Source organism: Desulfovibrio legallii (genome assembly GCF_004309735.1).
GTDB classification, from domain to species: Bacteria; Desulfobacterota; Desulfovibrionia; order Desulfovibrionales; family Desulfovibrionaceae; genus Desulfovibrio; species Desulfovibrio legallii.
In genome coordinates this window covers 36,527-49,524 of record NZ_SIXC01000011.1, presented here as the reverse complement: position 1 = coordinate 49,524, position 12,998 = coordinate 36,527, and the positions used below count along the sequence as shown (strand labels likewise).

Below are 12,998 nucleotides of genomic sequence, written 5' to 3'. Positions count from 1 at the left end.
GCGGGCGACCGGAATACTGGTAGAAGATGCCTCCGGCGGCAAAGGGGGCGCAGCCCTCCTTGCCGCCGATTTCCCTTCTCACGGCCTGGGTGCCGCAACAGGCAAGGATGCACGCTGCCCGGCAGCGCGCTCCAATGCAAAAAGGTACTGCTATGAAAGTTCTGGTCATCAACGCGGGCTCTTCGTCCTGCAAATACCAACTGCTGGAAATGGACGACCGCCGCGTGCTCTGCTCCGGTCTGGCCGAACGCATCGGCCAGGGGGGCGGTCGCCTGACCCACAAAATCGCCCCGGATACGGACAAGGAAGAAAAACTCATCCGCGAGGCGGAGTTCAAGACCCATGTGGACGCCATGAAGCTGGTCATCGCCCTGCTCACCGATGCCCAGAAGGGCGTTATCAAAGACAAGAGCGAAATCTACGCCATCGGGCACCGCGTGCTGCACGGCGGCGAAGCCGTGAGCCAGCCCGTGCGCGTGGACGACCGCATCAAGGGCATTATACGGGAGTGCTTTCCCCTGGGGCCCCTGCACAACCCGGCCAACCTCATGGGCATTGAAGTAGCGGAAGAGCTCTTCCCCGGCGTGCCCAACGTGGCCGTGTTTGACACGGAATTCGGCATGGGCATGCCGCAGGAAGCCTATATGTACGCCCTGCCCTACAAGCTGTATGAAGAGCTGAAAATCCGCCGCTACGGCTTCCACGGCACATCGCACAAGTACATCGCCCACAAGACGGCGGAATACCTGGGCAAGCCGCTGGGCGAGCTGCGCTCCATCACCATGCATCTGGGCAACGGCTCTTCCATGAGCTGCGTCAAAAACGGCAAGTGTTTTGACACCAGCATGGGCCTGACCCCGCTGGAAGGTCTGGTCATGGGCACCCGTTGCGGCAGCATCGACCCGGCCATTGTGCCTTTTGTCATGGAGAAAAAGGGCCTGAGCCCGGCCGAAGCCGACACCCTGATGAACAAAAAATCCGGTCTGCTGGGCCTTTGCGGCTATACGGACATGCGCGACGTGCACGCCCAGGTGGAAAAAGGCGACCAGCGCGCCGCCCTGGCTCTGGCCCTGCTGGTGCGCAGCATCAAAAAGACCCTGGGCGCGTATCTGGTGCTGCTGGAAGGCAAGGCGGACGCTCTGGTCTTTACCGCCGGCATCGGCGAAAACGACGATATCGTGCGCGCCCAAGTCTGCGCAGGGCTGGAAGCCTTTGGCGTTACGCTGGACCAGAAGGAAAACAGCACCCGCAAGCCCGGCGCGCGCACCATTTCCACGCCGGAGAGCCGCATCCCCGTGCTGGTCATCCCCACCAATGAGGAACTGCAGATCGCCCTGGCCACAGTGGAAGTGCTGGGCCACTAGAGCATTTAACACTTGAAATGCTCATTCCGGCGCTAACCGCGCAAATAAAGAGTACTTACAAGGCCGTGAGGGGAAGGGAGCTTTTTTCAAGAGGCTCCCTTCCCCCTTTTGTTCCCCGCGCCGCCCGGCGGCGGAAGCGCCTGTCAGGCAAGGCCCGGTCCAGGCCGCGGGCCTTGCCCTTTGCAGACACACGCAACACGCTGCCGCTGTTTATCCCCCTTTCTCCCCGCAAAAACGCAAGTCTTTCCTCTCCGTCTGTTCTTACTAGAGCATTTAACACTTGAAATGCTCGCTTACGGCAGGCAAAAGCCTGCCTTCTCGCATTTCGTGGCAAGGATTTTCAAGAAAATCCTTGTAGAGCAGTTAGCTCATTTCATTCGCTAACTGCTCTACCCGCGCTGCAGTTGGCGGCCGGCAAGGCGCTTACGCAGATTTTCGGCCACCACGGCGGGATCCTGCGGTTTTCTGGCAATACCGCTCTCTATGGCGGCTTTGGCGGTAGCGGCGGCCACTTGCGGAGCCACTTCGGGGTTGAGGGTGGAGGGGACGATGTATTCCGGGCTGAGTTCTTCAGGCTTGACCAAGGCGGCGATGGCCTTGGCGGCGGCGATCTTCATAGCGTCGTTAATATCGGTGGCGCAGACGTCGAGAGCGCCGCGGAAAATGCCGGGGAAGGCCAGCACGTTGTTGATCTGGTTGGGGCAGTCGGAGCGGCCGGTGGCCACCACTTTGGCCCCGGCGTCCTTGGCGCGCTGGATAGGCCAGATTTCGGGGATGGGGTTGGCCTGGGCAAAGACGATGGGGTCTTTGGCCATGCTGCGGATCATTTCTTCGGTGAGGGTATTGGGGGCAGAAACGCCGATAAAGACGTCCGCGCCCTTGATGGCGTCGGCCAGGCCGCCCTTGATTCTATTGGGGTTGGTGCGGGCGGCAATGTCTTCCTTATAGGGGTTCATGCCCTCGGCGCGGCCCTGCCAGATAGGCCCGCGCGAATCGCACATAATGACGTTTTTGAGGCCCAGGGCCATGAGCAGCTTGATGATGGCAATGCCGGCTGCGCCCGCGCCGCTGGTGACCACGGTGATATCGTCCAGTTTTTTGCCCACCAGTTTGAGGGCGTTCATGAGGCCGGCCAGAGTGACCACGGCGGTGCCGTGCTGGTCGTCGTGGAAGATGGGGCCCTTGAACACGCCGTTTTTCTTGAGGCTGTCTTCAATAATGAAGCATTCCGGAGCCTTGATGTCCTCAAGGTTCACGCCGCCGAAGGTGGGGGCCAGGAGTTCCACCAGCTCCACGATTTTGGCGGTATCCTTGGTGTCTACGCAGATGGGGAAGGCGTCCACGTCGCCAAAGGTTTTGAAGAGCAAGGATTTGCCCTCCATAACGGGCATGGCGGCGGCGGCGCCGATGGCGCCCAGCCCCAGCACGGCGGTGCCGTTGGAAACCACGCAGACGAAGTTGGCGTGGTTGGTGTAGGTATCAAGGGTATCGGGATTACGGTGGATTTCCATGCAGGGTTCGGCCACGCCCGGCGAATAGGCCAGGGTAAGGTCGTCGTTGTCGCGCACGGGCACTTTGACCCGCACTTCTATCTTGCCCTGATAGTCCTTGTGCATGGCCAGGGCTTCTTCCTTCAGATTCTTGATCCGAGACATGGCTCACTCCTTGAATGGTGATGAATAAGGCGCATGCGCCGCGTATCCGTGTGGTCCAGCGCTGCGGCGGTTCCACTTACGCGTCTTGACCAAAAGCCGCACGCTGAGACTCCGGGGCGGCACGCCACATTCCGGCTACGGTTTTTCCGCCGGACAGTCCGAAAGGACGCCAGTCCCCCGGAATTTTCCCCTGGGGCGACATCGCGGCGGGCTGCCCGCGCGGGGCTACGCCTTGGGGCGTTCCTCGTCTTTCATATACAATTTGCCGTCGCGCAGCCAGTAGCGCAGACCGTCCAGCTTTTTGAAGCTCTCTATGGCGGCGTCCAGAGCTGCGGAATCGGGGGACCGGAAACGGATTTTGACCTGCCGCATGCCGTTCTCTATCGTGGCGGAAAGCACGGAAATGACGCTCATGCCGTTGGCTTTGAGCACTTCCAGCAGGGCGCGGATGGTGCCGGGCTGATTGGGCACCACAAAACCGGCTTCTTCTCCGGGCTGTTCCGCGCCGCTGATGGTGAGCAAGGCGTGGAAGACGTCCCAGCCGGTGAGGATGCCCACCAGCTTGTCCTCTTCATTGACGACAGGCAGGCAGGCCACATGTTTGTCGAACATGAGTTTGGCTGCCTGCTCCACGGTATTGCCGTAATAGATGGTGGTGGGGGCCACCACCATAACGTCTTTAGCCGTAGTTTCTGAGATGATGTCCATGGCCTCCAAAATTTCATAGCCCGTGGTATGCAGGGGCGCATAAGCCTTAAGATCTGAAGAGGAGATCAGGCCCACCACCACATTGTCCTTGTCCACAACGGGAAGACGGTTGATATGGTGGTCTCTGAGAAGTTTTTTGCATTGCAGAAGAGTTGTTTCAGGCGTAATAGTGACAACATTTTGCTTCATCCAGTCGAGTATAAGCATGACATCCCCTCTTATCGATCAGTTAATTTTGAGGATCTGCATTCTCAATATTCCAAGAGGCCAAATCCTGTACTTGCCAGTGCAGGCTGCGCCGACGGCGTTGCATCCGGCCAGCGGCGCAGCCTCAAGGATTGTGCCCAAAGACAAGGCCTGCGGCGGGGAGGGGATCCCCGCCGGAAGGAAAATGCCGTTACGCGTCAAGCGGAACAGCTCCCGGAGCAGCCGCAGCCCTGCATTTTGCGGCGCAGCTTTTCGGGCAGGATGCCCCGCACCGATTCCATAGTGACCATCCGCCGCATGATGCCCAACTGATCCTGCAGGGGCAACTGCTTGGGGCACACGCTGTCACAGGCCAACAGGCCCATGCAGCCGAACACGCCTTTGTCGTCGCCGATGAGATCGTAGTAGTCCGCCGGGGTGCGGTTGTCGCGAGGGTCAATGTAGAAACGCGCCATGCGGTTGATGGCCGTGGCCCCGATAAAGTCTTCGCGCATGCGGGCCGTGCCGCAGGCCGCCACGCAGCAGCCGCATTCAATGCAGCGGTCCAGCTCAAAGATCTGGGTGGCCAGGTCGTTGCTCATGCGTTCTTCCTGGGCGGCAGGGTCAAAGCCCTTATTGGTATGGATCCAGGATTCGATCTTTTGGCCCACATTGCGGAACCAGGTGCCCGTATCCACAGAAAGGTCGCCCAGCAGCTTGAACACCGGCAGAGGGTGCAGGCTGATGTGGTCCGGCAGGTCGCAGGTCTGGGTGTGGCAGGCCAGGCCGGGACGACCGTTGATGACCATGCCGCAGGAGCCGCAGATGCCGGCGCGGCAACAGAAGTCAAACTGCAGGGTGGCGTCCTGCTTTTCGCGGATCATATTCAGGGCGATGAAGAGCGTCATGCTGGGGTGCTCTTCAAGCTGGAATGTCTGCATATGTGGCGTGGAATGCGGATCCAGCGGATTGAAGCGGAAGATCTCGAAGGTAAGATTACGTCCCATTATGCTCTCCTCCCTTAGCCTTTCTGGTCGTAGGAAACGACCTGGTCTTCCCTGATGTCGCCGGATATGATCTTGCCGCCGCCGTAGCCGCGGTCGCCCGGAGGCATGATGAAGAACGGCGTGGCGGGTTCATACTTGAGCGTGGGCAGACTGTCGCCCTCATTCCAATAGGCCAGGGTGCGCACCAACCAGTCCTTGTCGTTGCGTTCGGGGTAGTCCTCCCGGGCGTGCGCGCCGCGGCTTTCGGTACGCATCAGCGCGCCGTAGGCCGTGCACAGGGCCAGCTTGAGCATGCCCGGCACGCGCAGGGCCATGGAAAGCTCGGCATTGGGCCCGGGGACATTGCCGCCGGCAAGCCGCATGTTTTTGCAGCGCTCCAGCAGAGCCTGGAGCTTGTCCACGCCTTCCTGCAGGTCTTTGCCGTTGCGGAAGATGCCCACGTGCTCCATCATCACGTCCTGCATCTCGTTGCGCAGGGTATAGCAGTCGTCGCCTGTGCCGCGCAAAAGTGCCGTGATGCGGTCCTGCACTCGCGTCATGCCTTCCTTCATGGAGGCGGTAGCAAACACCGTTTCGTAGCCCTCCAGAAATTCCACCAGCTTCTTGCCCACAATGCGGCCGGAAACCACGGTCTCCGCCAGGGAGTTGCCGCCCAGGCGGTTAAAGCCGTGCATATCCCAGCAGGCGGCCTCGCCGGCGGCAAAAAGGCCTTTGAGCCCGTAGGCGTGACCATCTTTATTGATGCGCACGCCGCCCATACTGTAGTGGTGGGTGGGCCGCACGGGGATGAGCTGGTGTATGGGGTTCACGCCCAGGAAGTGGGTGGAAATGTCGTACACTTCGCGCAGGTTGGTGGTGATGTGCTTTTCGCCCAGGTGACGGATGTCCAGCCAGAGGTGCTCGCCATAGGGGCTTTTGACGCCGTAGCCCTTGCGCATGTGTTCGGTCATGCGGCGGGAAACCACGTCGCGCGAGGCCAGCTCGGCCTTTTCCGGCTCATAGTCGGGCATGAAGCGGTATTCGTTCACGTCCAGCAGGGTGCCGCCGTCGCCGCGGCAGCCTTCGGTGACCAGAATATCCGTGGGCACCGTGCCCGTGGGGTGAAACTGCACGGCCTCCATGTTGCCCAAGGGCACCAGGCCGGTTTCCAGGGCTGTGATCTGACCGCCACCGTCGCAGATGACCGCGTTGGTGGTGGCCCGGTAGATGCGGCCGTAGCCGCCCGTGGCGATGAGCGTGGCCTTGGCGAAGTAGCCCGTAAGCTCGCCGGTGCGCAGGTCGCGGGCCACGCAGCCCATGCAGTGTTCGCCGTTGTGGACCAGCACTTCGGCCTGCATGCGGTCGTGCACCTCCACGCCCAGCTGCAGCAAGCGGTTGTCCAGGGTGAAGAGCACGGCGTGGCCCGTGCCGTCCGAAGTGTAGCAGGTACGCCACTTGGCCGTGCCGCCAAAGGCGCGGGAGTGGATCAGGCCCTCGTTTTCCTTCTTTTCTGTGGCCTGAAACGGCTTGCCGCCTTTAAAGTAGGTGTGCTCGCCCGGCACCACGCGGCTCCAGGGCACGCCCATCCAGGCCATTTCACGCATGGCGATGGGGGCAGTTTCGGCAAAAAGGCGGGCCACTTCCTGGTCGCAGCCCCAGTCCGACCCCTTAACGGTGTCGGCAAAATGGATTTTGGGGCAGTCGCCATCGCCCATGATGGAATTGCCCAGGGCCGCCTGCATGCCGCCCATAGCCGCCGATGAGTGCGAACGCTTGGGCGGCACCACAGAAAGACAAATAACCCGGAACCCGGCCTGGGCGGCCTCCACGGCCACACGCTCTCCGGCAAGGCCGGCCCCGATGCACAGAACGTCAGATTCAAAAATACGCATGCGGCACCCCCTTATCCCTGGAACCAGGCGCGGGTCAGGGCCAGCGCGCCGAGCAACAGATAACAAGCCATGACAATCCAGGTCCATTTGCGCCACTGCGGCTTTGAGCTCTTGGTGCAGATGCCGAATTTCACGGCGATACGGTAGATGCCGATGCCCGTATGCAGGATGACACAGGGCAGAAAGACCACATAGAAGGCCAGCCAACCGCTGTGCAGCCGCTTGGCGCTGCCCGCCACGTTAATGGGCAGGTCGGTCATGACGGTGTACACATGGTAGAATGCGCCCAGCAAAATGACGATGGCCGTGAAGACCTGCACCAGCCACAGCCAGGTGTCAAAATCCTTCAGGCTTTTGCTGTGCTGTACAAAAATGCCCAGCTCATGCGCGCGGAAGGGCATTTTGCGGGCCGCAATGTAAAAATGAAAGACAATGAGCAAGAGGATGACGGGGGCGGCGATCTGCGCGAGCCAGGTGACCTCCAGAAGCCAGGCTATGCCGTTGGTCAGAGCCGGGCTGATGACCACGGTGCCCTCCAGCACCAGGTGCACGCACACAAACAGGGCCAGAAGCGCGCCCGAGGCCGCCTGCCAGAAATCCAGGCGCGTCTTGCCCTCGAGAGGGACTCTGTTTGAAGTCATGGCAACTCCTTCTGCAAATGATGGGTTGGAAGCAGTCATGATGTGATAACCGCCTTGGTTACAGATGTCGGTAAGGGGCCTGACCTGTTTCGTAATAATTGTCGCCCGTGCTGTCGATAACCACAATGGCCGGGAAGTCTTCCACCTCCATGGCGGCCACGGCTTCGGGGCCGAGGTCGGGATAGGCCAGCACGGTATATTTTTTGACGGCGCGCGCGATAAGCGCGCCCGCCCCGCCCACGGCCGCCAGATAGGGCACGCCGTGCTTTTTCATGGCTTCCACCACTTTTGCGCTGCGGTAGCCCTTGCCAATCATGCCTTTGAGGCCCTGGTCCAGCAGACGGGGCGTATAGGCGTCCATGCGCCCCGAAGTGGTGGGCCCGGCAGCGCCGATGGCGTGCCCTGGCCGGGCAGGGCTGGGCCCCACATAGTAGACCACCGCGCCCTCCAGGCTGACGGGCAGGGCTTCGCCCCTATCCAGAGTTTCCACCAGGCGTTTGTGGGCCGCGTCGCGCGCGGCCAGAATGGTGCCGGAAATGAGCACCCTGTCGCCGGCGCGCAGGGAGCGGGCCGTGGCCTCGTCAAAAGGCGCGCGTATTTTTTTCACTGCGTCAGACATGGCGCCCTCCTAAAGCACGACTTCGGCGTGACGCGCCGCGTGGCAGTTGATGTTGACGGCCACAGGCAGCGAAGCAATGTGGGTGGGAGCCCACTCCACATGCACCTTGAGGGCCGTGGTCGCCCCGCCCAGGCCCTGCGGGCCCACGCCGGTTTTGTTGATCAACTCCAGCAGTTCGTCCTCAAAGGCCGCGTAGCGGGGGTCGGGGTTGCGGCTTTCCAGGTCGCGCGCGGCGGCGCGCTTGGCGCAAATGGCGGCCATCTCCATAGTGCCGCCCAGGCCCACGCCCACCACCAGGGGCGGACAGGAATTGGGGCCCGCCGTCAAAACAGCGTCCAGCACCACCTTGCGCACGCCTGCAATGCCGTCCGCAGGCACCAGCATTTTGAGCACGCTCTTGTTTTCGGATCCGGCCCCCTTGGGGGCCAGACGCAGACGCAGATGGTCGCCGGGCACCAGCCGGGTGTGGAGCACCGCCGGGGTATTGTCCCCGGTGTTCTTGCGCTCAAAAAGCGGTTCGGCCACACAGGATTTGCGCAAATAGCCATCCACATAACCCCGACGCACGCCCTCGTTGACGGCATCCTCAAAGGCCCCGCCCACAATGTGCGCGTCCTGCCCCACCTCGGCAAAGACCACGGCCAGGCCCGTATCCTGGCAAAGAGGCACTTCGCCCTTGGCGGCGATATCCGCATTTTCCAGAAGCTGGTCCAGAATATTGCGGCCCACGGGCGAAGGCTCGTCTTCCCGCGCCTTGCACATGGCCGCCTTCATGTCCGCAGGCAGGCGGTAACACGCCTCTACGGCCAGATCCGCCACGGCCCGCGCAATGTCCTCATACTGAATTTCCCTCATAACATTGCCTCGTTTTATTGTTTTCCCACGGTCCGGCGTCACAAAGGCGTCGACCGCAACCGTATAACACCCGACCTAATGGAAAGGCCAGATGAGCGGAATGAGCAGCCAGCACATGAGCAGACTGATAACCTGCAGCAGCCAGCCAGCCTTGACGTAGTCCATAAAGGAGTAGCGGCCGGGGCCCAGAACAATGGTATTGGGCGGCGTGGCTATGGGCGTCAGGAAGCAGCAGGAAGCGGACATGGCAATGCCCATGGCTATGGGCAAGGGAGAAATGCCGCTGCCCATGGCGATGGGCAGGGCCAGAGGGGCCATAAGGGCCGCCGTGGCCGTGTTGGACATGAAGTTGGTGATCAGGGCCGTGAGCGCGCAGCAGACCAGCATGAGCATCCAGGGGTCGTGCACCATGCTCACCACGGCGTTGGCCACAATGGCCGCCGCGCCGGACTTGTCCATAGCCGCGGACATGGAAAGCATGCCGGCAAACAAAAAGATGGTGGTCCAGTCCACGCTGCGGAAGGCTTCGCGCATGGTCATGCAGCCGGTGATGATCATCAGGCAGGCGCCCAGCATGGCCGCCGTGGTCAAGGGCATCAATTCGCTGGCCATCATGAAGACCACGAAGGCAAAAATGATCATGGCGTGCCACATTTTATTCTCGCGCCGGTGCTGGGCGCCTTCCGTCACCACATCGTCGTCCACCGGCTGGCGGTCGGGCAGGAAACGGTGGCCGATGAGCGCGTAATAGATCAGGCCGGCCGCCAGCAGAGGCACGCCGATAAGGCCGAACTCAAAAAAGCCGAAGGGGGTCTGGCCGGTCTGGGCCAGCATGGAGTTGATGATGCCGTTGGGCGGCGTGCCCACCAGAGAGACCGTACCGCCCAGGGATGCCGCAAAGGCCACGGGCATGAGCACCTTGCCGGGAGCCAGCTTGGCCTTGAGGCACATGCCCATAACCATAGGCACGGCCACTACGGTGGTGCCGGTGTTGGAAAGCACGGTGGAAAGCAGGCCCACGGCGGCCATGGCGTAGACCAGCAATTTAATGGGATTGCCCTTGGAAAGCCTTACCGCCAAAGCGCCCACCTTGTCGGCAAAGCCGGTAATGAACGTGGCTTCGCCCACAATGAACATGGCCATGAACAGCACTACTGTAGGATTGCCGAAATAGCTGAAAGCCACTTTGGAGGTGATTACATGGGTGAGGGAAAGGGCGATGGGCACCAGCAGGGCGGTGACGGGCAGCGGGACGACCTCGGTAAAAAACATGATGGCCGCCACAAACAAAATACCTAATGTGATGTATGCCTTTGTGGGGTCTTCCGGCAGCGTGATGCCCAAGGGCTGCGCGGCAACTGCGTCCTGATCGAGCAAGCATATTGCCACAACCACAACCACCGCCAGTAAGAACATTCGTTTCATCCGTCAACCTCCAAGTGGGAATAGAGTTTGGTGGGGTCTCTGCAAGGCACGCAGTGGATTCTTGCGGGATGCGAGAGACGAATAAAACTTAATATACTAACCTTACAGGATACATGACACTATCTCTATGTTAATGCAATATATTTATTTTGTTTGTATGAACAATTTTATATTTTTTTCAAAAATTCCAAGCTGAAAGGCAGAAAAATTTTTTTATGGCAAACATGTGCAAAAAATCACAACATTCCTTTTAAAACTTGGCATTTTCCAGCATTTTGGCATACTATAAACTGAGAACAACTTGTGAATTATTTATCACAAGACTGCTGACAGAGTATTCCTTGGCCTCATTTGCTGTGCACCAGCCCCCTGAGGCCGCCGCGTCCGCGCTCTGCGCGCCAAAACAGCTTTGCCTCTGCCAGGGGATCCTGCTATGTAGTGACCTGCATTTGGTTAGCCAGCATCCATGCCAACCAGCACATTTTACAAAAATAATTCGTCGGCATAGTCGGCGGCGGGCCTTGGCCCTGCAACCTCCAACCCAACGGAGCAGAGATGCAATTTTCCAACATCCTTGTACCGGTAGACGGCTCGGACGACGCCCTGTTCGCCTGCCGCGTGGCCGAGCAGCTCACCGCCGCCATACCCGGCAAAGAAACCATCACCCTGCTGTACTGCGTGGACCCCATTCCCGCCCTTATCGGCGGCCAACAGCGCGCGGAACTGGAGGCGCAACACAAAGCGGAAAGCGCCCAAATATTTGAAGCCGCCCGCAGCCTGCTGCAGCACAGCGACCTGAACCTCAAAACGGCTTTCCGCTATGGAGCCGCCGGCCAGACCATTGCGGACACGGCCACAGAACTGGGTTGCACTCTGATTATCATGGGCACACGCGGCAGGGGCGAATTGAAAAGCCTGGCCCTCGGCAGCGTGAGTCACGACGTGCTGCACAAGGCCGACGTGCCCGTGCTGCTGGCCAACAAAACGTACCTGCAGACCCGGCGCTGAGCCAGACGCCGCCTTGTAGGACTATGATCTTTGCGAATGGGGCGCCACAAAGATAAAAGATGCCGCGCCGACGCCGCGCATCGGCCATACGCCTGTGCAGCCGACCAATCTATTGTAAAATGGCACGGCCCTAAACCCACCTGCTGGAGCAATCATGCCAAAACTTCCTTTTTTTCTGACCTGTTCTGTTACGTTGCTCGCTTTGCCCGCAGCCGCGCTGGCCTCTCAGGGGCACCCCACCGTTCCCGGAGCGGAACTGGCCGTTTACTGGGCCATACCTTTTGCCTGTATGCTGCTTTCCATCGCCCTTATGCCTCTGCTGGCTCCCCACCTCTGGGAACACCACTTCGGCAAGATCTCACTGTTCTGGGGCCTGGCCTTTCTGATCCCCTGCGCCCTGGTTTACGGCGCCTCCACGGCCCTCTACGAATTTCTGCACATCATTCTTCTGGATTACATCCCCTTTATTATTCTGCTTTTCACCCTCTTTACCGTGGCTGGCGGCGTGCGGCTTAAAGGTTCGCTTACCGGTACGCCACTGGTGAACACGGGCCTTCTGGCCGTGGGCACCGTGCTGGCCAGCTGGATGGGCACCACCGGCGCGGCCATGCTGCTCATCCGCCCCCTGCTCCGGGCCAACGCCCACCGCCGCTACCAGGCCCACAGCGTGGTCTTTTTCATCTTTCTGGTGGCCAACATCGGCGGCTCCCTCACCCCTCTGGGCGACCCGCCGCTTTTTTTGGGCTTTCTTAAGGGCGTCAGCTTCTTCTGGACCACCACCAACCTCTTTCTGAAAACAGCGCTTATTTCACTCATTCTGCTCTGCCTCTACTTCGGGCTGGATGCGGCCCTCTACGCCAAGGAAGGCAAGCCCCAACCCGCGCCCGCAGACCGCGGCAACGGAGAAAAGCTCGGCCTTGACGGCAAAATCAACCTGCTCTTCCTGCTGGGCGTGGTGCTGGTGGTGCTGGCCTCCGGCCTTTGCCCCTTGGGCGAACTGTTTACGGTATACGGTGTGCCCGTAGAAGGCCAAAACCTGCTGCGCGACGTGCTGCTGCTCTGCCTTGCCGGCCTTTCTCTGCGCTTTACCGCCGCAGAATGCCGCAAACGCAACGGCTTTACCTGGGCCCCCATTGAAGAGGTGGCCAAGCTCTTTCTCGGCATCTTCCTCAGCATGATCCCGGCCATCGCCATTTTGCGGGCCGGGACGGACGGCGCTCTGGCCGGGCTTATCCAGCTGGTAACCACTGCAGACGGTCAGCCCAACAACGCCATGTACTTCTGGCTTACGGGCGCGCTCTCCAGCTTTCTGGACAACGCCCCCACCTACCTGGTCTTCTTCAATACCGCCGGCGGTGACCCCGTGCACCTCATGAACGACATCCCCGGCACCCTGGCCGCCATCTCGGCCGGCGCGGTCTTTATGGGGGCCAATACCTACATCGGCAACGCGCCCAACTTCATGGTCCGCTCCATTGCCGAAAACCAGGGCGTGCGCATGCCCAGCTTCTTCGGCTATATGGCCTGGTCCGTGGGCATCCTGATCCCAGCCTTCCTGCTCATTACCTGGCTGTTCTTTTAGAGCATTTAACACTTGAAATGCTCGCTTACTGCAGGCAAAAGCCTGCCTTCTCGCATTTCGTGGCAAGGATTTTCAAG

At 60.3% G+C, this 12,998-nt stretch carries 11 protein-coding genes; 3 read left to right on the top strand and 8 right to left on the bottom strand.

What is annotated here, in order from left to right; all coding sequences use genetic code 11:
• Positions 1 to 152: 152 nt before the first annotated feature.
• Positions 153 to 1,364 carry an acetate kinase gene (locus tag EB812_RS09235; protein ID WP_118230366.1) on the top strand — a complete coding sequence of 404 codons (1,212 nt, stop codon included), beginning with the start codon at positions 153 to 155 and terminating at the stop codon, positions 1,362 to 1,364.
• Positions 1,365 to 1,753: 389 nt separating this feature from the next.
• Here the strand turns inward: EB812_RS09235 and EB812_RS09230 are convergent, their stop codons facing one another.
• The 8 genes from EB812_RS09230 to EB812_RS09195 form a co-directional block, all read right to left on the bottom strand.
• A complete protein-coding gene (locus EB812_RS09230; protein WP_118230367.1) occupies positions 1,754 to 3,019 on the bottom strand; it encodes an NAD(P)-dependent malic enzyme in 1,266 nt (421 codons plus the stop codon).
• 225 nt (positions 3,020 to 3,244) lie between these two features.
• Complete coding sequence (locus tag EB812_RS09225) at positions 3,245 to 3,934, bottom strand: CBS and ACT domain-containing protein (RefSeq protein WP_118230368.1); 690 nt, start codon at positions 3,932 to 3,934, stop codon at positions 3,245 to 3,247.
• A gap of 197 nt (positions 3,935 to 4,131) precedes the next feature.
• Entirely contained in the window at positions 4,132 to 4,920 is a 789-nt protein-coding gene (locus EB812_RS09220) for a fumarate reductase iron-sulfur subunit (RefSeq protein ID WP_118230369.1), read from the bottom strand.
• A 14-nt stretch (positions 4,921 to 4,934) separates the two neighbouring features.
• Positions 4,935 to 6,791: a fumarate reductase flavoprotein subunit gene (locus tag EB812_RS09215; protein ID WP_130958147.1), complete on the bottom strand. Its 1,857-nt coding sequence runs from the start codon at positions 6,789 to 6,791 to the stop codon at positions 4,935 to 4,937.
• A gap of 11 nt (positions 6,792 to 6,802) precedes the next feature.
• On the bottom strand, positions 6,803 to 7,432 hold the full coding sequence (locus tag EB812_RS11925) for a succinate dehydrogenase/fumarate reductase transmembrane subunit (protein WP_118230371.1): 630 nt from the start codon (positions 7,430 to 7,432) through the stop codon (positions 6,803 to 6,805).
• Between the two features lie 58 nt (positions 7,433 to 7,490).
• Positions 7,491 to 8,051: a Fe-S-containing hydro-lyase gene (locus tag EB812_RS09205; protein WP_118230372.1), complete on the bottom strand. Its 561-nt coding sequence runs from the start codon at positions 8,049 to 8,051 to the stop codon at positions 7,491 to 7,493.
• A 9-nt stretch (positions 8,052 to 8,060) separates the two neighbouring features.
• Positions 8,061 to 8,906, bottom strand: a complete 846-nt coding sequence (locus EB812_RS09200) for a fumarate hydratase (RefSeq protein ID WP_118230373.1) — start codon at positions 8,904 to 8,906, stop codon at positions 8,061 to 8,063.
• Positions 8,907 to 8,981: 75 nt separating this feature from the next.
• The gene (locus tag EB812_RS09195; protein WP_118230374.1) at positions 8,982 to 10,331 is read right to left on the bottom strand and encodes an SLC13 family permease; all 1,350 of its coding nucleotides are present in this window, start codon (positions 10,329 to 10,331) and stop codon (positions 8,982 to 8,984) included.
• A 555-nt stretch (positions 10,332 to 10,886) separates the two neighbouring features.
• Here EB812_RS09195 and EB812_RS09190 point away from each other — a divergent pair.
• The gene (locus EB812_RS09190; RefSeq protein WP_130958146.1) at positions 10,887 to 11,339 is read left to right on the top strand and encodes a universal stress protein; all 453 of its coding nucleotides are present in this window, start codon (positions 10,887 to 10,889) and stop codon (positions 11,337 to 11,339) included.
• Between the two features lie 154 nt (positions 11,340 to 11,493).
• Positions 11,494 to 12,921, top strand: coding sequence for a sodium:proton antiporter (locus tag EB812_RS09185; RefSeq protein ID WP_130958145.1), 1,428 nt, complete (start codon positions 11,494 to 11,496; stop codon positions 12,919 to 12,921).
• Positions 12,922 to 12,998: the final 77 nt, after the last annotated feature.